General features: G+C 54.2%; 17 protein-coding genes and 1 riboswitch. Of the genes, 4 read left to right on the forward strand and 13 right to left on the reverse strand.

What is annotated here, in order from left to right:
• Window positions 1–155 precede the first annotated feature (155 nt).
• A riboswitch (SAM riboswitch) is annotated at window positions 156–273 on the reverse strand.
• A gap of 209 nt (window positions 274–482) precedes the next feature.
• The 8 genes from AABA21_RS20245 to AABA21_RS20280 form a co-directional block, all read right to left on the reverse strand.
• On the reverse strand, window positions 483–1,061 hold the full coding sequence (locus AABA21_RS20245; protein ID WP_338253261.1) for a Uma2 family endonuclease: 579 nt from the start codon (window positions 1,059–1,061) through the stop codon (window positions 483–485).
• 135 nt (window positions 1,062–1,196) lie between these two features.
• A complete protein-coding gene (locus AABA21_RS20250; protein WP_338253262.1) occupies window positions 1,197–2,156 on the reverse strand; it encodes an aldo/keto reductase in 960 nt (319 codons plus the stop codon).
• A gap of 175 nt (window positions 2,157–2,331) precedes the next feature.
• Window positions 2,332–3,516, reverse strand: a complete 1,185-nt coding sequence (locus AABA21_RS20255; protein WP_338253263.1) for a thiolase family protein — start codon at window positions 3,514–3,516, stop codon at window positions 2,332–2,334.
• 211 nt (window positions 3,517–3,727) lie between these two features.
• A complete protein-coding gene (locus tag AABA21_RS20260; RefSeq protein WP_338253264.1) occupies window positions 3,728–3,997 on the reverse strand; it encodes a PLD nuclease N-terminal domain-containing protein in 270 nt (89 codons plus the stop codon).
• Between the two features lie 205 nt (window positions 3,998–4,202).
• Window positions 4,203–5,621 (reverse strand): sensor histidine kinase, encoded by a 1,419-nt coding sequence (locus AABA21_RS20265; RefSeq protein WP_338253265.1) that lies wholly within the window; start codon window positions 5,619–5,621, stop codon window positions 4,203–4,205.
• Between the two features lie 230 nt (window positions 5,622–5,851).
• Entirely contained in the window at window positions 5,852–7,087 is a 1,236-nt protein-coding gene (locus AABA21_RS20270) for a peptidoglycan DD-metalloendopeptidase family protein (protein ID WP_338253266.1), read from the reverse strand.
• Between the two features lie 98 nt (window positions 7,088–7,185).
• Window positions 7,186–8,406 (reverse strand): TolB family protein, encoded by a 1,221-nt coding sequence (locus AABA21_RS20275; protein WP_338253267.1) that lies wholly within the window; start codon window positions 8,404–8,406, stop codon window positions 7,186–7,188.
• 202 nt (window positions 8,407–8,608) lie between these two features.
• On the reverse strand, window positions 8,609–9,673 hold the full coding sequence (locus AABA21_RS20280) for a lipid II:glycine glycyltransferase FemX (protein WP_338253268.1): 1,065 nt from the start codon (window positions 9,671–9,673) through the stop codon (window positions 8,609–8,611).
• A gap of 164 nt (window positions 9,674–9,837) precedes the next feature.
• On the opposite strand from AABA21_RS20280, the gene AABA21_RS20285 reads away from it, so the two are divergent.
• On the forward strand, window positions 9,838–10,269 hold the full coding sequence (locus AABA21_RS20285; RefSeq protein ID WP_338253269.1) for a potassium channel family protein: 432 nt from the start codon (window positions 9,838–9,840) through the stop codon (window positions 10,267–10,269).
• Window positions 10,270–10,365: 96 nt separating this feature from the next.
• Window positions 10,366–11,025, forward strand: a complete 660-nt coding sequence (locus tag AABA21_RS20290) for a potassium channel family protein (protein ID WP_338253270.1) — start codon at window positions 10,366–10,368, stop codon at window positions 11,023–11,025.
• A 139-nt stretch (window positions 11,026–11,164) separates the two neighbouring features.
• On the opposite strand, the gene AABA21_RS20295 is transcribed toward AABA21_RS20290, so the two are convergent.
• Window positions 11,165–12,442 carry an AI-2E family transporter gene (locus AABA21_RS20295; RefSeq protein WP_338253271.1) on the reverse strand — a complete coding sequence of 426 codons (1,278 nt, stop codon included), beginning with the start codon at window positions 12,440–12,442 and terminating at the stop codon, window positions 11,165–11,167.
• 484 nt (window positions 12,443–12,926) lie between these two features.
• On the opposite strand from AABA21_RS20295, the gene AABA21_RS20300 reads away from it, so the two are divergent.
• Window positions 12,927–13,211 carry a hypothetical protein gene (locus AABA21_RS20300; protein WP_338253272.1) on the forward strand — a complete coding sequence of 95 codons (285 nt, stop codon included), beginning with the start codon at window positions 12,927–12,929 and terminating at the stop codon, window positions 13,209–13,211.
• Window positions 13,212–13,337: 126 nt separating this feature from the next.
• On the opposite strand, the gene AABA21_RS20305 is transcribed toward AABA21_RS20300, so the two are convergent.
• Both AABA21_RS20305 and AABA21_RS20310 read right to left on the reverse strand, forming a co-directional pair.
• On the reverse strand, window positions 13,338–14,135 hold the full coding sequence (locus AABA21_RS20305) for a hypothetical protein (protein WP_338253273.1): 798 nt from the start codon (window positions 14,133–14,135) through the stop codon (window positions 13,338–13,340).
• Between the two features lie 141 nt (window positions 14,136–14,276).
• On the reverse strand, window positions 14,277–16,265 hold the full coding sequence (locus tag AABA21_RS20310; protein WP_338253274.1) for a DUF790 family protein: 1,989 nt from the start codon (window positions 16,263–16,265) through the stop codon (window positions 14,277–14,279).
• A 399-nt stretch (window positions 16,266–16,664) separates the two neighbouring features.
• Here AABA21_RS20310 and AABA21_RS20315 point away from each other — a divergent pair, with 399 nt between their 5' ends.
• Window positions 16,665–19,340, forward strand: coding sequence for a serine/threonine protein kinase (locus tag AABA21_RS20315; RefSeq protein ID WP_338253275.1), 2,676 nt, complete (start codon window positions 16,665–16,667; stop codon window positions 19,338–19,340).
• Between the two features lie 222 nt (window positions 19,341–19,562).
• On the opposite strand, the gene AABA21_RS20320 is transcribed toward AABA21_RS20315, so the two are convergent.
• Together AABA21_RS20320 and AABA21_RS20325 are read right to left on the reverse strand one after the other, a co-directional pair.
• Window positions 19,563–20,576: an endonuclease/exonuclease/phosphatase family protein gene (locus AABA21_RS20320; protein WP_338253276.1), complete on the reverse strand. Its 1,014-nt coding sequence runs from the start codon at window positions 20,574–20,576 to the stop codon at window positions 19,563–19,565.
• 351 nt (window positions 20,577–20,927) lie between these two features.
• On the reverse strand, window positions 20,928–22,298 hold the full coding sequence (locus AABA21_RS20325) for a glycine--tRNA ligase (protein ID WP_338253277.1): 1,371 nt from the start codon (window positions 22,296–22,298) through the stop codon (window positions 20,928–20,930).
• Between the last annotated feature and the right edge of the window lie 53 nt (window positions 22,299–22,351).

Here is a 22,351-nt window from a genome sequence, read left to right on the forward strand (position 1 = left end):
CTGACATCTCATCGTCGTCAACTCTCTGTAGCCGCCCATTCTCATTTACTCTTCCTCTTCAACGCAATTCTCTTTTTCAATTGTAAGGTACACCAGATTCCAGGAAACAGGTAACAAAAAAGCCCCACACTTGGGGGGCCGCTACATTGCTGTTCCCCTCATCTTGCGAAACATGCGCAGCACGTTTCACCGGAATTGGCACCCTGCTTGCTACATTGCAAACGGGTTGCCGGGCTTCACAGGGCCGTATCCCTCCACCTCTCTTGATGAGAGCAGTTATCACTGCATTTATTCAGTTATAGTATGTTCTTTTGTTTGCGATTTGTATCTTAATGTTATTGAGTAGTATACCCAAGGTAGTTAAACGCTGTCAAGGGCACAACCATACCAAACATGTGTACGAAATACACATATCGCCATATTTGCGCAAGTTGGGTCAAGCCCAGCACCTACGATGCGGGAAGCCGGGACGAACCCGGCACCTACGGTTCTTCTTCTAACTCCAGGTAAACTTTGGCATAAATCTCTTTGAGCGTAAAGCTGACTTCAATACTGGAGAGTTCTATAATATCCCTGTCATCGGTAAAGATAGAATGCTGCCACCGGGACATGCCCAACCGATGATGGTGCTCTACCAGACGCCGGCGCGAATCAACAAACAGGATCTCCTGGATGGTAGGATAGCGCTGATACGCGAGTAGCTTCTCTCCCCTATCAGTCTTCTCGGTCGAAGGAGAATGGACCTCTACAACCACGGAGGGAGCTTCTAAGGCCCTCTTGCGCGTCCAATCAGCCGGATCGCAGGAGACAGATACATCAGGATAATAGATGCGGTTATCAAGCAATTCCACCGCCGCGTCAGAGCCATACACATTGCACTCAGAGTCATACAAAGCACGATCCAATATACCAGCAATCCTGGCCGCGATCTGAGAATGGGCAAGCGTCCCACCAGTCATCATGCGGATATCGCCATCAATATACTCATATTTCCGTTCAGGAAAGCTTTCGACCATCCTCCAATATTCATCTAACGTGTATCTGTGCAACGGATCATGCATAACAGCCCCCTCCTAAACAAATCAGCCCAACTTGTATAGTCACACCATACACCATGTATACAAGAAAAAACAATAACCAACCAGTAAAAAAGAGGTGGTTCTTCAGAAGTTGCAAGCCACCTCTTTTTTCAGCATTTAGTCCCAGGAGGAAGCCTGGTTGAGGGCGGTAATCTGGCCAAGGTTCAGGGTGATGTCGACCGCCTCCAGGCTGGGCTGCAGTTGATCGGCGCTGTTGGCTCCGATGATAGGAGCGGTAACAGTGGGCTGAGCCAGCAGCCAGGCCAGCGCCACGGCACTCGGCGTGGTTTCAATTTCCCGGGCGATGCGCTTGACGACATCGACGGTACGCCAGGCACCCTCAGAGTCATACTTCTGCGCAATCGAGCTGGCACGTTCGCTCTCAGCATTTCCGCCGCGCTCGTATTTGCCCGTCAGGAAACCACCGGCCAGTGAGCTATAGGGGATCACACCGATCTGGTGCTGCTCACAGATCAGTTTGAGCTCGCTCTCGAACTCGGCGCGATGGACCAGGTTATAATGTGGCTCCAGCACATCATAACGCACTGTATTATGGACATCGGCGCTCCACAGACTCTCCATCAACCGCCAGGCCGGATAATTGGAGGCGCCAACGTAGCGCACCTTGCCCATGCGCCGCAGGTCATCAAAGGCCTGCAGGGTCTCGTCAATGGGAGTCTCGGCATCGAAGGCGTGCGCCAGGTAGAGATCGATATAGTCGGTCTGCAGGCGGCGCAGGGAGGCATCTACGCCATCAAGGATATGCTTGCGCGAGAGCCCACGATCGTTGGGACCCTCGCCCATTGGCTGATAGACCTTGGTCGCCAGGACCACTCCGCCGCGCTTGTGGCGAGACTTCAGCCAGCGACCGATAATCGTTTCGGACTCGCCGCCCTCGTGATACGGAAGCCAGCGTGAATAAAAATCGGCGGTATCCAGGAAGTTGCCGCCCTTCTCGGTAAAGGCATCCATAACTTCAAAGGCCGCATTCTCATCCGCCGTCCATCCCCACTGCATGGTTCCCAGGCATAGTGCCGACACTTTCAGGCCCGTACGGCCCAATTTTTGATAGCGCATTGCAGTATCCCCTCTTTCTAAGCGTCAGGCCAACACACATCTATATGCATAAGAGCTCGCCAATACAACGTATCACCAGTCTATGTTGCACGTCGCATGCCCGGCATTCGTTTCCTGGCCCAAACACATAAAAAGAGATGCCATCGTGCGATCCACAATGGCATCTCTACAAATCTTAAGCGTTGAGACGTTCGATGATCAGGGCGTTGGCCATGCCGCCACCTTCACACATGGTCTGCAGGCCGTAGCGACCACCCTGCCGTTCCAGTTCCCACAGCAGGTGCGCCATCAAGCGCGAACCTGACGCGCCCAGGGGATGGCCGATGGCGATCGCGCCACCATTGACGTTAACCTTGCTCATGTCCGCGCCGGTCTCACGCTGCCAGGCCAGCACGACGCTGGCAAAGGCCTCGTTAATCTCGATCAGATCGATGTCGGACAATGTTAAACCGGCCTTCGCCAGCACCTTGTGGGTCGCCGGGATGGGGGCGGTCAACATAAAGATGGGATCATCGGCGGCCAGGGCGAAAGAGACAAAGCGGGCGCGGGGTCGCAATCCCAACTTCTCGGCGGTAGCGCGCTCCATAATCAGGGTCGCCGCCGCCCCATCGCTGATCTGCGAAGAATTGCCCGCCGTCACCACACCATCCTCCTTAAAGGCCGGCTTGAGCCCCCCCATCTTCTCCATATTGCTATCCATGCGAATCCCCTCATCGCGCTCAAACGACTGTTGGGTCCCTTCGGGGGAGACAACCGGGACCGGGATCAGCTGTCCGGAGAGGCGACCTTCCGCGGTGGCCTGGGCGGCGCGCCGATGACTTTCAAGGCTAAACGCATCCAGCTCACCGCGGCTCAGCTCCCATTTCTGGGCGATCAGTTCGGCGCTGACGCCCTGAGGAACCAGTTTGCCCTCGTAGCGCTGCTCCATACGCGAACCAAATGGCGAGGCGGCCCCCTGAGCACTGGAGCCCATGGGCACACGCGTCATCGATTCGACGCCCGCCGCCAGCACAATATCGTAGGCTCCACTGATAACGCCCTGGGCCGCGAAGTGAATAGCCTGCTGGCTGGAGCCGCACTGGCGATCGATCGTTGTTCCTGGCACCGACTCGGGGAAGCCAGCCGCCAGCACAGCGTTACGGGCGACATTCCAACTCTGTTCGTTCACCTGGCTCACACAGCCAACGATCACATCATCAATGAGGGCGGGATCAATTTTTGTACGCTCAACTACATGCGAAAGTACATGGGCCAACAGATCAACTGGATGCCAATCCTTTAGCTGACCACCACGACGACCAAACGGCGTCCGTACAGCTTCAACGATCACTGCTTCACGCGGGGTTGTGCCTTGCGTCATCGCACTGCTCCTCCTTACCGTTACTGCTCTAACAGTCCTTGCGCTTGTATTGCGTGCTATTTACTATAGTAAGCCACAAAGATGCAGATAGAACAAGCGGTGCTTATCCATGGTGCATGACAGCCTATCAGACATCTATGTGGCCGGAGTCAGAAAATAACGAGGCACCATCCCGGATCGGGATGGTGCCTCGCTTTTTGTTCGCGGTTAGCTAGTAACGCTGCTGATAGGGATTGGGAGCGTAACCCGGCTGGCCAAACATGACGCGCGGACGATTGACCGGGCGCTGACCAAAGATGAGGTAGAGGAATGGACCCAGGAATGGCAGTGCCCAGATGATCAGCAGCCAGAAAACTTTGCCCAGGGGAGAGTGATCATCCTCCAGGATAAAGATGGTTTCAATAATATGTCCGACCAGGGGCAAAAAGACGATGATCAAAAACAATATAGAATTGGTGGCACAGCCTCGACTTGTAGCCATACTTCTTTATCTCCTTGTTGCATACTATGTATGCTGTATTGCCATGAAGCGCGTTCGCAGCATATGCGAATCTCTACGTCTATATCTATCGTTAATATCTGTCAGGCGCTATCAATAATAGTACGGTTTACATATAGAAATTGTTGCAAACGGGACCTCAGAACTATGCTAACGCTATTTTGTGCTGATGGCTACACGGATCAAGTCAGGCGAAACAGACGGTAAAGTGCAGGGCCAGGCCATTCTTTGCGTTATGCTCAACCCATAGCTGGCCCCCATGCATCTGTACAATACGCTGAGCAATGGAGAGGCCCTTGCCATCGGAGTTCTCATGGGTAGGCTCGGGCAGCCTGGAGCTGACGCGCAGATGAACATAACCATGGGCAAACATATTCCAGGCCTGATTATGGATACTCACATGCACTTTGTTTTCCGCCACGTAGCTGCTAATGGTAACCACATTGCCCCGGCTGGTGTGTTCAATGATATAGCTTAGCAGGTGGGAGGTCATCAGCGTAAGCTTTTCGCGATCTCCGAGCAGAATGGGGATGGCGATGGCCGGGCTAAACACGATGGTATGATGGGGAGCGATAAAGCGCATCCTTTTGACAACACCGGCGATAAGGATGTTCAGGTTCACCCATTCCAGGCAAACGTCACCCTGGTTGGACTCGATGCGCTCTAAATCGAGCATGTCATTGATCAGATGCAGCAGGCGCCGGGCATCGGCATGGATATCGATGGCAAACTCTTTGAGAGTATCCACGCCAAGGTCCTGGTCATGCATAATCTCGCTACACCTGGCAATGCCCTTGAGAACGGTACGGAATTCGTTATTGATGGTGGTCATAAAATTTGTCTTCATGGTGCTGGTACACAGTAGCTCTTCATTAGATATCTGGAGGCCACACAGCATACCCTCATACTCGCGCAGTTCACGGTCCCGCTGCATTATCAGGGCCAGCATACGAGACAGGGAGCGCATCAATGCCACATCAGCTTCAGGCAACGGCAGCAACACGCGACCGTAATCCAGAAAAAGGATGCCAACCAGGTCATCCTGGTACAGCATAGGAACGATCATGCGGTACATAGCATGTTCACCACCCGGTATATGCGCGCCATCCGGCACCATCGCCTCACCCCGGCACAATCGCTGAAACTGCGCCGCATCTTGAAACAAAAGATCGACGGGCACATCCTCACTCCAATACTGGGCATATGCGGGCACATCACCCGCGCAACTAAGGGGAGTAAATAGTTTATGCACTGGCTGAAACTCGGCCAGCATCACAAAATAGCATCCCAGACACTTACGGATAGACTCGCTACAGCGCTCGATCAGCGAGGTCCTCTCTTCGTCATCTCTCTCACACTCATTTAACCTGGTCAGCGTATCGTGCGCGACCACAAGGGTCCGGCGCTGAACCAGCGCCAGAGATAGGGCCTCCAGGGCTTCCAACGCGTGTCTCGCTCGCTGCACGTCTGGTATATATGAATATGCTGCCGATTCAAGCACCTGACCTTCCCCCTCCTCAACCTCCTCCTGTTCTGCTCTATCAACAGAGAGCCTGGAACCGTTCGTATGCGCGGTATGCTGGCGGTCTTTGCCATCTCTGCCCATAGTGTTACTCCTTATTTTTACCTATTTATAGTCTACAGATGGCGCATAATTGGGTTAAACATCGCTCTATTATTTGCGTACTTTTTCAGATGCACACACATAGAGATCCTGAACTCCGTAGAAGCGGTAAGCAGCCTCCATGTGTCAGAGGCCGCTTACCATGTGCATCCGATCTACAGGGATTAACTCTATTCAGGATGTAAAGCCCTATCATAGCGATTGGAGGCAGCTCAGGGCTGCGCATCAAGGTTGCCGCCAATATAGGCGCCGCCGCTGGGAGTGGTATAGCCACCACGAACAGGCACGAATTCGACCCCGTCGGCGGCCACCTGGGTACCGAACTCGCCGGTAAAGTTGCTTAGCACCACGCTACCGGTTGTGCCGCGATGGAAGTAATAGGTGCCCAGGCTCACCCACTGAGTTCCCGTGCTGACGGAGCCAAAGGGACCACCGAAGACGCCGATGTGAGATTCATCGACGCGCACAGTATGTCTTACCGGAAGCAGTGGATTCTCAGGATTGGCGCTATGGATGGTATAAGGGACCCAGCTACTTGTGGCATGGGTATCATCGACGTAGACGCCGACCTCATAGTAGCCATCCGCAGGAATCACAGGGCGCCAGGTAGCCGTGGCGGACGCGCCCCCGGTAGAGGTCCAATGCAGGCTCCCACGGAAATCGGTCCAGAATGCGCTGCGATGCCAATTGCCAGTCGAGCTCCAGCCGGAACTACTATCATCTACCAGGATGGCGCCGGAATGGGCGTGTGATCCTCCCAGGTAAGGAACCGCCGTGCGCGAGGCCGGTGCGTCTACCCAGAGATAGTTGTCACGCACGATATTAGGATTATGTACGCGACCGCGCCAGCCAAAGGGATCGGTCGCCTGCCAGTTGGGCAGGTAATAGGACGACATATGCAGGTGAGGTCCGGTAGAGGCGCCAGTTGTACCACTGGTGCCGATCTGCCACTGGGTCCCAATCTCATCTCCATCTGAAACCAGTACCGAACTGAGATGCCCATACGAAGTTACAATGCCATTGCCGTGATCGATCGCCACCCACAGTCCAAAAGAGGAGTTATGATTGACCGCATTGTACCAGCCGGCGCGAATAACCCGGCCCCCGGCCGCGCTCAGCACAGGCTCAAAACGCATATCCATGTCGTAACCATTGTGCCCATCATAGCAGCTCAGGCGGGCGATACAGTCATAGACCGAGGTGCGCCAGGAGACGCCATCGAAGCGTACAAAGACGCCGTCATTGGCGTACCAGGGCTTATCATGATCCACAAAAGAGACGGTGCGCTGCATAATGGTGCGATAACCGTAGTATGGGCGATGCATAAAAGGCATGCGATATTGATACTGTAGTGAAGCCGCCGAGGCCTTCTCGCCCATCCAGCCACCATTTCGTTGCATCCCAACCAGCCAGGGCAGGTTCATCAATATTGTAAACAGACATAGCAAGGATATATATCTTTGGAAGCGTAGAAACCTCATAGTCATCGATCTTCTTTTATAACTAGGGAAGCGCATGGAGCATATTCCCGCAACACTACGATCAGCTATCCCCATGCCACCACGTGCGAGAAGGTGGGTGAGATGGGTACGACCTGCGTCTCACCATCGGACCCATTGACCTGGGCGGACCAGTAGCGCGGCGCCCCCCCCAGCACATTATTCACCGGGTTGAGGGCCGTGAAAATGACGCGATCGCTCAGGGCGGACCAGGTCGGATTGATATTCCACTGCTGGCCCGTCTGCGCGGCCGTAGCGACCAGGCGCTCTTGATGGGTACGTAGATTGAAGACCCCAACACCGCACTGTAAAGCCTGGTATGACTTATCAGCCAGGTGATCACCGGTGTTGGTGCGCACCACAAAAGCCAGCTTCTGCCCATCGGGTGACCAGGAGGGCAGGTAGCCATGTCCACCATCTACGTCGGCGAGCCGCTGCTGCCGGGCGCCACTGCTATCCATGGTCCAGAGACCCGCGCTGAGGAAAGGGGCAGGACTATCGGCCAGCCGCTCGTAGGCGATACTCTTTCCATCGGGCGACCAGGCAAACAGGCCAGCCACAGATTCCAGGCCGGTGGTGGCAAAGAGGTGGGTGCGAACGCTCCCATCGCTATGCATCATGTAGGTATCGCTGCCCAGGCCCAGTCCGTCCGTGGTAGAGTAGACGATGCGTGAACCATCCGGCGAAGGGACCGCGTCAATCAGATTAGAGGATACGGTACCGATATCGATATTGACGTGCGCCCCTGTAGAGGCATCGACCGTCCACAGACCTGGATTCCAGCTGCCGCCGTCCAGCGGCGCATCGGGTCCCAGTGGCAGCATAGGGCGATAGAGGAAGGTGTGTCCATTGCCGCCAGGCAGCCAGCGCAGGAAGTTCCCCATCACAGCGTTCGGCTTAAACGAAACGGTATTCGCCTGGACCGCATACATCCATACCTGCTCGCCGTGATCGCGATTCCCATCGATCGCCAGGTAATCGCCATCCGGCGACAGTTGCAGAGAGAGAACCATGTCGGATGAGACAAGGCCAAAGTTATCGCCCAGCGGCACCAACGGCTGAGGTCTACTTTTCGGCTGCCCATCAGGACCCTTGGGGGCACGAGCCAGCACAAAACCACGAGGATCCTTCAAGGTATAGTAGATATAGGCGTTGGCGGAAGAGGTGTTCGTAGGTGCCTGCCACAACACTTTCCATGCGGTAAGGCCGCCCGCGATCACCGTTACAATGCACAATATCACAAAGGGTATGAATATTTTTCGTCTCATAAGCATTCCCAATTCAGCGATAGTTCAGCAGATTGCATGCAGAGCTTTTCAATGCTTCTTCAATAAGCCTGGCATGGCTCATGTAATCTCAATCGGCTGAACTGAAAAGCTGGACAGGGAAGGTTATGAGTCATCCCAGATTTTTCGCTCTCACACCGCCCGCGGCGGTGCGAGAGCGAAAAATCTGGGATGACTCATATATTTAAAGGAAGCGACGTGCAAGGCGCATGAATAATGGCCGGTAGATATGTTCGTAGCCGCCTGCATATTGGACGACGCGCCCACCCCAGCCGCGTTTGAAGCGGTAGACGCCGGCCATAGCTTCGTCTTCATCGTCGCTGGCTGGAATGCCCCAGAAATCATAGATATGTGCTCCGCGCTCTTTAGCCCAGCGAATAGCGCCCCACTGCAAGACGTAGTTGGGCATCAGTTGCCGTTGCTGATTGCTTGAGGCCCCATAAAGATAGATCGCCTGCCGCCCTATAATAGCGATCATGATGCCGGCCAGCAACTGGCCATCGTGCTCCGCTAACAGGAGGCGCAGGTTATCGGATGGCGCATAAAGCTCCCAGACGCGCTGATAATAGGCCAGGCTATGGATACCAAACTGATCGCGATCGCCGGTCGTTCGCAGCAGTGTATACCAGGCCTCCACATCAGCGAGAGAGCTCGCCAGGCGCACCTGCACCCCTTTGCGTGCTCCCAGGCGCACATTGTAGCGCCACTTCTCCTTCATCTGGGCCAGCAGGCGATCCTCATCAGGCTCCAGGTCAAGCACAATGCTGCGGCCAGGCTGAACAGGCGCGATCGCAGCCGCGCCCCACTCGCGTGTAAAGCGCTCAACCGCCTCACCATCAGGGGTAGCGACCTCTACATCTGGCTCCCAACGCAGCGCCAGGGCTCCCTGCCTGCGCGCATAGCGATCCAGTTGCGTAAAGAAGGCACGGACCAGATCTGGCTGCTGCCAATCTACCACAGGACCGCGCGGAATATAGGCCAGATGGCCCAGGGCCAGCGGTACCCGGGGCGCCGTCTTACGCAATACCTGGGCTACGGCCACAATCTGCTCGCCAGAGCACAGGGCCAGGCGCAACGGTGACCAGCCGGCCGTCGCTTTCAATTCACCCCAGCCCCAGCTCTGCAAGAAATGGCCATTGGGATGCTTCTCCACAAAGGCATCCCACTCGGCACGCCGCGTCTCAGGCAGCGCCCGCAAAACGTAGCGCAAGGAATCCGACCTCACTTGAGACTTAGACTCTGTTACCATCTTATCCAACTCTTTCACTTCAGATATTGTTCTATATCATACTCTATATCGTCTTCAACTATAGGAGCAACTAGCCATAGCAGAAATGTCCCTACATGCTATAATATTTGAGTTACAACCTAACAATCCTAACAAGCGGTCATTTGACCGATAGGAGGCAATACGTGAATATAGTGATCCTGGGATGTGGTCGTGTTGGAGCAACACTGGCCACACGACTGGATGAAGCAGGACATACAGTATCAGTCATCGATAGCAGCAGTGACTCCTTTCAACGTCTGAGCCCCAGATTTACGGGAGAGAAGATCGTTGGCAATGGTGTAGATGAAGAGACGCTACGCCGGGCTGGTCTGGAAACCGCGGATGCATTTGCCGCCGTCACCAACGGCGATAATCGTAATATTATGGCCGCCCAGATCGCCAAAGAAATCTTCAATATCAAAAAAGTCGTTTGCCGCATCTACGATCCCCTGCGTGAGCAAACCTTTAGAGAAGAGCTCGGACTAGAAACGATCTGTCCAACACAAATCATCTCAAGCCTGTTCGTCGATGCGCTGAGCGGAAACAAGGCCTCTGCGCCCGCCCAGAGAAGTTAGCCAGCCAGGGGTCAGCTGTTTATGGGTACGAACCGCACTGGCATAAATGGTACGTACTCCACCTATCACACAGGAAAAAATTAAGCGAGGCACAACATGTATATTATTGTCGGGGGAGGTGGCGATGTCGGCTACTACCTCACACGATATTTGCTCCAGCAAGGTCACGAGATCCTGCTTCTCGAAAAAGAGAACGGGCGTTTTCAGACGCTATCAGAAGAGCTAGGCCAGGCGGTACTCAAAGGTGACGCCTGTGAGGCGAGGACGATGGAGGAGGCAGGGGCTCGCCGAGCCGATGCGGTGATCGCCGTCACCGGTGAAGATGAGGATAACCTGGTCATCTGCCAGATGGCAAAGAAACGCTTTAATGTTGCCCGTACTATTGCTCGTCTGAATAATCCCAAGCATGAGGAATTGTTCCAGCGCCTGGGCATCGATGTCACGGTCAGTCCGACCAAAGCCATCCTGTCATTGATCGAATCGGAACTACCCGGACAGCGCTTCGTTCTGTTGATGAATCTCAAACGAGCAGGATTAGAGATTATTCAGATCGTGGTTCCCTCACTGTCACCGGTGGTCGGCAAGCCTCTCAGCCAGATCAATCTGCCAAGGCGCAGCAACCTGGCTCTGATTATTCGCGGTGAGGAACCAATCATCCCGTCCGCCGATGTGACCATCGAGGCCAATGATGAAATTTATGCTCTGGTCAATCGCGATGGAGAGGAGGAGCTGCGTCGCACCTTTGGCAACGCATAGAGCTTCTTCCATATGGGGGCAAGTGAGCGCCCCCCACAGGCGTCCGCATACGCGGACGCACTCATTTTTGAGTTGGTGCAGCAGGGGCACGAACGCGCCCCCCTGCTGCACCAACTCAAAAATGTATCTGGGCACCGCATCAAAGGGCGGGCTCGTCAGCTTTAGAGACCGGGGTGGGCGTAGGAGACTCGGATAACAACCCATCATGTCTGCTCTCATCATCCAGACGCTCGTCAACGCGGATACGCGAGCGCAACTGGTCTTTGGTTTGCTCACGCCCTCCATGCATAACTATGTGTGGGCGTCGAATGGCCCAGGGCGCTCGTTTACGCGCCATGATCTGATCAGCGGTCTCACCTCTGGCGGAACGATAGATGCTGGCCACAACAACCCAGGCGGCCGCAACGATCGGGGTCGCCAGCAGGGCTCCAAAGACTCCGAAGAGCCTGGCACCTACCAGTAAGGAGAGGATGGCTGCGACAGGATGGAGGCCGACGGCGTGTCCGACGATACGCGGACCCAACACATTGCTCTCCAGCGCCTGCATAATCACGAACAACACAATAATCAAGATAGTGCGTTGAGCCATCTGAGGCTCGCCCAGCAACAGCGAGAGCAGAATAGGTGTGATCGAAGCCAGGGCTGGTCCAACCATCGGAATGGTCTCAAACAAGAACGCCAGCACGCCACAGATCAGGGCATAACTGCCCAATCCCGAGACCAGGCAGATCAAACTGGTCCCCACACCGATAATCAAGGCCAGCGTCAGCTGACCCCGGATATAGTTTCCAACTACACGGTTCAAAGCGTCTTCAAACAAGAGCACATTGGGAAGCCAGGAGCGGGGAGAGATGCTGATCAGGTTGTTACGGATACGCTTGCCGTCCAGGGTTAGATAGAAACTCAACACAGTCACCAGCAACACATTAAGAAAAACACTGACGCCATTGGAGACGATAGCGATCACGTTCCCGGCCAGCGAGGTAGCGAAGCCGTATACCTGCGCCTGCACCTGCGTAATCGCGTCCTGAATCTGTGCATACGGCACGCCCATCTTCACCAATGAGTTGATGGCGACGTGAAAGGTATCGGGAAGTGAAAATGCGAAATTAGTGATGGTGGTAGAGAACGTATTGACCTGCAGCACCAGCGAGAAGACCAGCTCATAGGCCAGGCCAATGATCGCACCTAAGACAACAATATACGTAATCACGGTCGCCGCAAGACGTGAGACACCATATTTTCCCAGGAAATTGACAATAGGAGTGAGTAAAAATGCGACAGCCATGGACAGCAGAAGAACAACGATGGCCTCAACAAACTGGCCCAGTAATATCCAGACCGCCCAGAAGATGACACCCAGACATACTATACTCAGTAGTATATCGCGCGTTCTCTGCCAATTAATATGATCCATACACCCTTAACCTTCATAGTTAATCAATCTCAGCAAAGTATCCCTCGGTGTCATTGTGACAGGTTTCCCATAAAAGAACAAGCATATAACATATGAAATCACTGTCATATAAAATATAAAAAATATTATTAATTATTCATATCAGAGAGGAGATACAGTATTAGAACGAATAGAGAACGTCACATACCAAAGCGCACAGAAAAAATGAACAAAAACAGCCATAAAGTAAGGTTTAGTTGCCAAATGAACACCTTTCGGGAAACAATATACAGCAGAGGATTGCATAGCAGGCATATGTATATGTTGAAACTTTATTTATTTATAAGTCGTCATTCCAATAGGACAACGCAAAGCCAATTGCTCGGCTACCCTCCCGAACAATGGGTTTATGTTAGAAGAAGTCCTTAAATTACTTTTGTTGATTATTACAAAACGGTAATCTTATCTTGCTTCGACTGGAAGCAACGTGAAAGAGGATGTACCCGTGGGTATAAATGTAGCAATCACACCTAGTGCACTATTACTATCTATCTTACTGCTGTTTCTCGTGGCCTGGACCGTCATTTTTGCCTACCTGGCATTGAAACGACCGGTCGAGTCATTGGTAGAGACCAGTGCAGCAGCATCAGCAGCGCAATCAAAGCCTGTAACTATCGCTCCAGCCGTACCTGCACAGCTTCCCAAGATGAAGCCAGCGGCCCTTCAGGCAGCGGTAGCCTATTCGGAGCAGGCGGCCAGAGAGCCAGTATTAGAACAATCATTGCGCTAACCTTCATGCACGATACACATAAAGAATGGCACCAATCTCACACAGCTAATGTGGATTGGTGCCATTCGTGTAAACTAGAAAGAGCAGAAGGGTCAGTTAAGAGAGCGAGGCATAGGATTCGCTCGGTCAGGGAGTATATTGTATGTTCTCTCCGGGATGCGGAGCGCGAAACTGGCCGGCGTCATTTAAAAATATAATATGGCTCTCCTGTACATTCACAATCATATCCGGTTTACCATCGGCGTTCACATCTTTAAAGGTCAGCGTTACTGGCGCGAGATCCTGGTCCGCACCGACTAAAACAGGCCCGACATAGACTTTGGCATTGGCGGCATCGCCTCCCTGGAACTCGATGACTTGAATATGGCGGTTCAGGTTCATAGCGATAAAATGGCTGGGGCTGGTAGCGGAATCGTGGTGCCCCACGACCTGGTCGGTCTGAAAGGTGCGTGGACGGCCGTAGCGCCAATCGTCCTCAACCCCCTGCCACCAATGGGCGACGCTGCTGACGACCATCCACCCGATCATCATGGTGATCATGGCGAAGCCTGCATAGACGGTCCAGTGCATACGGCGAGGCTCGTGGGTAGCATAGACAGGACGTGAACGATGGGCGGGAGACACCACATTGTTGGTGTCTACCTGGCGATGGCTGGACGTAGCTATGGGTGGATGACTGGCGGTCCTGCGGGCCGGAACGGCGTTGCGCCCGGTGGAACGCATATGCTGAACCTCGCTCCATTGCTCATCGCCATGCGGATGTTCCGTCTCTGTCTGTACATCGGTGCGATAGCGTATTACGCTGCTCGCCGGTCGCGATGATGGCCAGATGTCATCATACTCTTCAGAGAAAATATCCGGGGCAACTGGCCTCTGCTGGCCAGAGCCTCGCCTGATTGTACGCACATACGAATTCTGCTCCACATTGCTACCGTCCTCTCATCAAATTTTACAGCAATCCGAACTTCTGTTCTAACTGCTTTCCATAGTACACGAAACGTTTTGCCCTGTCAACAACTTTTTGGAACAAAATTACTATGGTTCGCAAAATCTATATATTTGCAGTCATCCCCACAGATCACCCTGAACAATCTCTGGTGGAGGAAGCGGACGCTTTTTGCTGGCGGCACGCCGCTCACGCGCGGGCCGGCGTGGCTCTTTGTCGGAAGATACGCCTGTGTCAGGTGAGGTAGCAGGGGTAGCAGTTTCTAGTCGGGCGTTCTGCAATTCAATGGTCACCTCAAAGATGGATGCACGCTGAATCCGCACCTCATCCCACAGGCTGACCAATGTCTCCAGCGTCGCGTCCTCAGACTGCTGAAGATCAGGGGCGAGGTGACGTAGTTCCTGGACGGCCTTATGCCAGCCAGCTGTCCCTCCTGGCTGCTTTTCCAGCCAGGACAGAAATGATTGTCTGACATGGGTCAGCCAGTTCTGTGCATACAGGCCAAGGCCAGCCACAAAAGTACTATCCGTTCCATTGGATATGCCAGATACCGTTACCGCCTGCTGCAATTCGGAACGGCGGTAGCAGTGCAGGAGAGGATAGCATTGTCGCTCGGCAATAAAGCCCTGTTGCTGGACCTGCCGTCGGATCTGCGCCGCATCGAGCAGCTTCAAACGATCCGCGAAATCGTCGTAGTGCTCTTGTAGAAGTTGTAGCACATCCATCACAGACAGTTGTCCCTGGTAATACACCACGGGAAAATCAGCGGCAATAGGGCTAAAGGCATCTCTGGCCTCCTCGGGGATAGCCAGAACCAGATCTTTACGTCCGCGCAGATACTGCAGTTTCTGGATCTTGCGCTCGCGATAGGCCGGCGTCCAGAAGCCGAGGATTTCAAAGTAGATGCGCCGCCGGCCACGCGTAAGAGCAAAATCGGGTAGAAAAATACCCTTATCCAGCAGCAACGGTTCCTGCTCGCGTTCGAGTTGCCAGCCATCGACACCATGGCTCCTGGCCAGCGAGAAAAAGGCCTCCGAGAAGTTTTGCTCGATGCTGCTATCGAAGAGCAGTGAAGGATCGTTAAAGGTCTGGGACCGGGCAGAATCGCCCGCCTGGGGTAGCAGTTGCAACAGTTTGGCATCCATGGCAAAGGTATAGGCGCGCTGCAAGAAGTGTACCCTGGCCTCAGCCTCGACGATGCCAGGGGTAAGCTGTGGCTTTTTAACGGCCGAGCGCTGGCTGTAGCCCAGCAAGAAACGGCACAGGCGCGCCAGGCGCAGTCCATATTGCTGTGGCGCACCCGTCACCTCCTGGGGTCCATACAACGTCAGGTGAAGCAATGGCGGCGTGGTGGATCCGGTCAGCGTGGGCTGAGAATGCTGCTCATATTCCAGATCATAGTAGACACCCAGGCGACGCGCCAGGAAGCAGAGGCGCTTGATCACGGCGCCCACACCGGCGGAGGGAGTCTGCAACGCGGCCTGCTGGTTCTCAGCCTGGTTAAAGGCCATGACATCAATCACAAAATGGACGCTGGAGGCATTAAAGAGCGCCGCCTCAAAGGTCCACTGGTTATAGAGGGTCGTCACTTCCTCAACGGTAGGAGGGTGCTCCGCATCACGCGTCAGAATGGCCTCGTCCTCGCTATCCAACGCCAGCAGGTATTCCAGGTCGCCAGTCGATAGCGCGTAACGACTGGCGACCGACTGCAAAGCCTGCGCGCGCTGCTCAGCTCCCAGGAAGCCATGATAATGCTCATTGATGTAGGTATACAGGGACAGGCGCAGCTGCACCGACGATCCCAGGGCCAGCAGTTCCTCACTGCCCCTCATCTGCGCCACAGTCTCATTCCACGCGCGCGAACGCCAACTATACCAATAGCTAAGTGTAGCCATCAAACAATACGCCAGGCGATACTCTCCGACAATAGTCCTGGCCTCATCCTGCACGAATGAGCGCTGCGGCTGACCCAGCAAACCCTCATAATAGGTAACGAGGCGCGCAATCTCATCCTGGCATTCGCCGCCCCGCAAAAAATGGAGCGACACCGCCAGTTTATCACCCCGCCGCTGCACCGATTTCCGGATATCCTGTAAGCTAAAGCGCACAAATAACTCCTGACTAGCAATGATGTCTATTATTGACCTCTATTATAAGGCATTCGCCTGCAGCCTGCATGGGTGAGCATTCGCATCTGCGATGCTCAAAAGCCATTTGTGTGGGTGGTGCAACCGGGCGCGGATGCGCCCGGTTGCACCACCCACACAAAAATCAGCGCGGCCGCGCAGCGGACGCGCGTGCGGGAGCTATCACCTCCCCTAATAAGGCAAGAAAAAACCATTATTTACAAGAAAAACCCTTACCACGTCCTATTCTTTAACAGCCGCTATCAAACGGCATATAGGATACTTTTCCTAAATAATTGAGTATCTACTCTAACTCTGCTATGGTACCAATGGGACAGTATAGACTTTGCCGACAGCTTTGTCGACGAACAGGAGGGGGCCGTGAGCACATCGCCACGCCGCATTGGACAATATGAACTGTTGCAACAGATCGGCAGCGGGCATCTAGGAGAGGTCTGGAAGGCGCATGACCATGCCCAACGTCGCGATATTGCCATCAAATTACTACACAGCGATCTACAGGCCGACCCAAACTTTTTAAATCGCCTGACCAATGGAAGCAGGATGTTGACCACGCTGCACCATGAAAACCTGGTTAGCGTCTACACTGCCTCGGTTTCGCGCTCAAACGAGGCTCGTGAGACAACCGCCTATATTGCGATGGACTACATCGAAGGATACACACTCAAGGATTACATTCAGGCCACTGTGCACCGTGGTATTTTTCCCGACACCGAAGACCTCGTCTATCTCTTTTCATGTATTGGAGCGGCCGTCGACTATCTGCACCAGCAAGGTATCGTACATGGCGATATCAAGCCAGCCAATATCTTGCTGCACAAGCAGCGGCGCACACATTTCACCGCCGGTGAGCCGCTGCTCACCGATGTTGGAATCACCCAGATTGCCGGTAATGACAGCCATCTCAGCGCCCCTCACTATTTATCTCCAGAGCAGGCCCAGGACAGGCCAGCCAACAAGGCCAGTGATATTTACTCCCTGGGCATCATCCTCTACGAGCTATGTACGGGCACGGTCCCATTTCGAGGGGATAAGACATTCACAGTTATCTCTCAACAGAACGATACACTACCCGCGCCACCAACGCTGCTCAACGCCAATATTCCGCCGATCCTGGCGCAGGTCATCTTGCGCGCCCTGGCCAAAGATCCCAATACCCGTTTCCCGGAGGCCACACAGATGGCCTACGCTATTGCCGAGGCATGCGCGGTACAGCCCACTCACCCACTGGTGAAGCAGATCGCCACCCGTACATCGCAGGAGCAGACCTCGACCGGCACGGTGCCGCACAATACACACTCAATTCTGGGTGTGCCACAGCCGCTCACCCCCGAACCACCTATATTTATGCGGCCACTGCAGGATCTCTCGGCGCGTCAGCAGCCACGGCCTGCGCAGTCCCGTCCCGTCTCACTCAACGCCAATCCCGATCTTTCCGCCGTGGATTTTTTCCCCAACTCGGGTCGCATGTCGGCGGTTACGCCCGCCAACCAATCACCTACTACCAGCAAGCACCCGGCCACGGGCATCACCTCTCCACAAAAGCCGGTGGTGGCACCCACCCACCTGGTGCCAACGGCCCCACCAGAGAAACCCCAGTTCCCCCGGCCATCTGGCTTATTGGGTCCCCTATCCAATCCCGGCACCCCACAATCTCAGACACGACAGGCAGCCACAGACAGTGCATCGGCGCTGGAGAGGCGCAACTCAATGCCACGTCTGCAGGCGTTGCCAACCACACCGTCATTACCGGCCCCTTCTCACACAGCACAACCACAGGAGCCTGCGCAGGCCACCGGTTCATATCAACTATCGTCCATACGCAATGCACAGGCCGCCGCCTATCAGCAACCATCCGCCAGACAGACAGCCAATGCGACACCACCACCCTTCCCACTACACACTAATTCTGGCAGAAGCACACCAGTCTATAAAAATAAGTATGTGGCCGGGATCGCGCTGTTGCTCCTGGTGGCACTGCTTATCGCGACGTTTGTCATCAATACCGCAGTCAACCATAGCACAGTAGGACAAACAAAGGTAAATGGGGGAACTAATCCATCTCCTGTCACCACAACACCGGTGGCGGGGACACTCTTCTTTCTAGATGATGCCCTGGGGCACAATGACCAGCTACATCTAAACATGTCAAACATCGACGCTCCGGCGCAGGGTAAAAGCTATTACGCCTGGCTACAAACGGATGCACAGGACTTCATACCATTGGGAGAGATGCAGGTCCAGAATAAAACAATCGACTTCATGTATGGAGGAGATGCCGTCCATTCGAATCTGCTGGCCCATGCCCAGGGCATACAGATTACCCTTGAACCCGCAGACTCCGCGCCTAAAGCGCCAGGCAAACAGATCGCCTACCAGGGCAGCTTTCCCGTCGCGACGCTGGCAGAGATCAAGAATATTCTCTACTCGACGCCCGAGCTACCATCAAAATCTGCCGTTATCGTGAACATGTTCGACACCATTAAGTCCATGAACGACAAAGCGATCAGCATCGTTGATTCGCTGCAGCAAACCAAAGATTATGGCCTGGCCAAACGGCAGAGCACACGCCTGATCGAGATGATCGATGGCACCAACTATGCGCGTGACAGTGGAGACCTGCCCGCGACCATCCCACCACAGCTGCACACCTCCATTGGTCTGCTTTCCTCGCCCAAACAGCAGGGATTTCTGGATATCCTGGATAAGCACCTGGATAAGCTGAAGACGGTTTCCGGCAATAACGCCAACCTGCTGCAGCGCATCCAGAACGCAAAAAACGGCGTGCAGGACCTACGCGGCTGGCTCCAGCAGATGCGGCAGAATGACGTACAAATCTTAAAGGCCACCAACCCCGCCAGCAATCAGAATCTCAGCGCGGCCCTGCAACTGAAGCAGATAACGGCCTATGCCTATACAGGGCGTACCATTCCACCGGACACCAATCCAAAGCCAACGCCCGGTTCAGCAGGTGCGCTGCAGACCTATACCGAGGTGCAATACCTGGCGGCGCTGGATCTGCAGGCGGCCAAATAAGCTGAACTTCGCACCTTCGGTGCTTAGGAGTTTTTTGGGTTGGTGCATGAGGGCGCATTCGCGCCCTCATGCACCAACCCAAAAGTGCGCCCCTGACGGCCTGTATGCGTTTTCTTACCTATGATGCTCAGCACTGGTTTGTTTTATGTTGGTGCAGGGGAGGCGCATTCGCGCCTCCCCTGCACCAACATAAAACAAACCAGTGCTGACGCTCACGCGGATCTATGTGCGTGATATGGCGTTGTCCGCAGGGGTCGAAGGGAGCCGAGAAGCCACCGGCAGCCCAAATTCGGCCGTCATAGCCAGGTGATCGCTGGCATGCTCACCCAGAAAACCATCCTCACCCTCAACCATAGCATGACACATCTCCAGGCGATCAATCAGGGTGGGATCGGCAAAGACATAGTCGATCCTGCCCGCCGGGGCGGCGGCCGGACAGGTGAAGCCCTGCTCGTGCGGATGCAGGTGGCGGAAGCAATCTACATAATGCTCCTTCAGGAGGCGAATGGGAGCACGGGGCGCATAGAAGTAGGCGGCCAGGTCAAACATTTTACAGAGCAGATCGCTCTGCCCTACCGCGCGAAAGACCGGATTAAGAAAGCGCAGCCTGCGCGGTACGACCGAATTGAGATGGGGATGCCCATCCTGGAGCGCGATGTTTTTACGCCTGGTATCCAGGCGCATAACATATTTGAGCAGCGCGCTAGCTGTAAAATCGTCTTTGGGGGCCAGTGTATTAAAATCGCCCATCAATATATGTGGCTTGCCCTCGGCCCGGAACGGCTCCAGGATATTCAGGATCTCGCGCACCTCGCGCATACGAATGTGGTTGCCAGCCCAGCGGCGATTAAACGAGGCCGCCAGATGGATGACGAAGATCGTCAGTTGCTGGCCCGAACTCTCTTCAACACACACTTCCAGCAAGGGGCGGGTCAGCACGCCGGGCCGGACATGATTCTTCACAGAGATAATCGGCAGGCGCGTCATCAAGGCCGTCCGATAATCGCGATTACTACCAGTCTGCCCACCCTCGACAAGTTGCATGCCCAGCGCCTGCGCCATCTCTTCAACCACCGTCGGACCCTCAAACTTAATGGGATTGAGCGCCTCGGGCAATCCCACAATATCGGGATCGGCCAAGCGAATGATCTTTAATAACTGTTCTGTCCTCTTCGCGCCTTTTTCGCGCAAGCTATAGCCACCGGCAAGAATATTATATGAAACGACACGCGTCATCGGTCTTGATCCTTTTATACGAGATAACTGGCCTCACTACCCTTTATCAGCTAAAGCCAGTTTTGTCCATTTCAACACTCATAAATTTCAGCTTATATACTGATCAGAATACAACATTGAACAAACCTGTCGATTACTCTACGTTTGATGTGGGTTACTGGTGAGAAAATACCCAAATTCACTATAGCAGAGATAGAAAAAAAATTGAAAGATGGGACTATTCCTTTTCCAGAAGTACTAATTTGAACAGCAGGAACGATAAAAGAAGAGTAAAGCAAAATGGCCTGGCAGAGATGCTCAATATGATAAACAGTGCATCTCTACCAGGCCATTAGAATAACTATACGCCAGCTACTTCCAGGTGACGCGATCCAGCAGGTACATGGTCAGTTCGCTGATTGGCAGGCGGATCTGGGTCATGCCGTCGCGCTCACGCACCGTCACCGTCTGATCATCCAGAGTCTGGAAGTCAACGGTCACGCAGAATGGCGTACCAATCTCATCCTGGCGGCGATAGCGGCGCCCGATATTGGCCACATCGTCGTACTGCGACACCATGTAGCGGCGCAGATTTTCGTGAATAGAGCGCGCGCTCGAGACCAGTTCTTCCTTGTTCTTCTGCAGTGGCAGCACCGCGACCTTGACAGGCGCCAGCCAGGGATGCAGGTGCAGAACGGTACGAGGCTCTTTCCCATTGGGATCTGGCTCTTCCTCATAGGCATCCAACAGCAAGTTCAAGAAGGTGCGATCAACGCCACCGGAGGTCTCAACGATCCAGGGAATATAGCGCTCTTTCGTCAGTGGATCGGTATAGCTCAGATCCTGGCCGCTATACTCGGAGTGACGCGAGAGATCCCAGTCCTGGCGCCAGTGAACGCCTTCCCATTCCTGCCAGCCCAGCACCGTCTTATACTCCACATCGAAAGCCTTTTTAGCATAGTGAGCCAGTTCATCGCTGCCATGCTCGCGGAAGCGCAGGCGATCCTTATGGTTCACGATGCCCTTATACCATTCGAAGCGGAAATTCTTCCAGTACTCATACCACTTGTCCATCTCGCTGGGATGAACAAAGAACTGCAGATCCCACTGCTCAAACTCGCGCTGCCGGAACAGGAAGTTACCAGGGGTCACCTCGTTGCGATACGCCTTACCGATCTGGCAGATGCCAAAGGGAACCTGGACGCGCGACGACTTCACCACATTATCGTAATCCAGGTAGATGTTCTGGCAGGCCTCACCGCGCAGGTAGGTCTTCATGCGATCACCTTCAACCACGCCCAGGTAGGTCTCCATCAGCAGATTAAAGACGCGCGGCTCGCTGGTCAACTCGCCGCCGCAGACGGGGCACTTGTGCTGCTCCAGGTTTTCGGGCTCCAGGTGATCGGTACGGAAGCGGCGCTTACACTTTTTACAATCAACCAGGCGATCTACAAAATTTTCTACGTGACCACTGGCTTCCCAGACACGTGGATGTGTGATGGTAGCGCCCTCGATACCGACGACGTTATCATGGTTCTGAACCATCGACCACCACCAGTAGCGCCTGATATTGTTGCGCATCTCAACGCCAAGGGGGCCAAAATCGTAGATGCCAGCTACGCCGCCATAAATCTCTGAATTGGGGAAAACAAAACCACGGCGCTTGGAAAGGGAGACAACTTTTTCAATGGGGACCAGAGGGGTATCCTTTACCTCTGGCTTATTCTCTTCGATCTGTGTCATATGAGTGGTTTCCTCCGCAAAAAAGCCCCAGGCATCTATAGCCCAGGGACGAA

It is taken from the genome of Dictyobacter halimunensis, assembly GCF_036245075.1.

Coding starts and splice junctions, on each gene's coding strand:
- AABA21_RS20280 (WP_338253268.1), bottom strand. CDS start 9,673: ATGGTAACAGAGTCTAAGTCTCAAGTGAGGTCGGATTCCTTGCGCTAC.
- AABA21_RS20250 (WP_338253262.1), bottom strand. CDS start 2,156: ATGCGCTATCAAAAATTGGGCCGTACGGGCCTGAAAGTGTCGGCACTA.
- AABA21_RS20325 (WP_338253277.1), bottom strand. CDS start 22,298: ATGACACAGATCGAAGAGAATAAGCCAGAGGTAAAGGATACCCCTCTG.
- AABA21_RS20320 (WP_338253276.1), bottom strand. CDS start 20,576: ATGACGCGTGTCGTTTCATATAATATTCTTGCCGGTGGCTATAGCTTG.
- AABA21_RS20260 (WP_338253264.1), bottom strand. CDS start 3,997: ATGGCTACAAGTCGAGGCTGTGCCACCAATTCTATATTGTTTTTGATC.
- AABA21_RS20275 (WP_338253267.1), bottom strand. CDS start 8,406: ATGAGACGAAAAATATTCATACCCTTTGTGATATTGTGCATTGTAACG.
- AABA21_RS20245 (WP_338253261.1), bottom strand. CDS start 1,061: ATGCATGATCCGTTGCACAGATACACGTTAGATGAATATTGGAGGATG.
- AABA21_RS20265 (WP_338253265.1), bottom strand. CDS start 5,621: ATGGGCAGAGATGGCAAAGACCGCCAGCATACCGCGCATACGAACGGT.
- AABA21_RS20290 (WP_338253270.1), top strand. CDS start 10,366: ATGTATATTATTGTCGGGGGAGGTGGCGATGTCGGCTACTACCTCACA.
- AABA21_RS20255 (WP_338253263.1), bottom strand. CDS start 3,516: ATGACGCAAGGCACAACCCCGCGTGAAGCAGTGATCGTTGAAGCTGTA.
- AABA21_RS20295 (WP_338253271.1), bottom strand. CDS start 12,442: ATGGATCATATTAATTGGCAGAGAACGCGCGATATACTACTGAGTATA.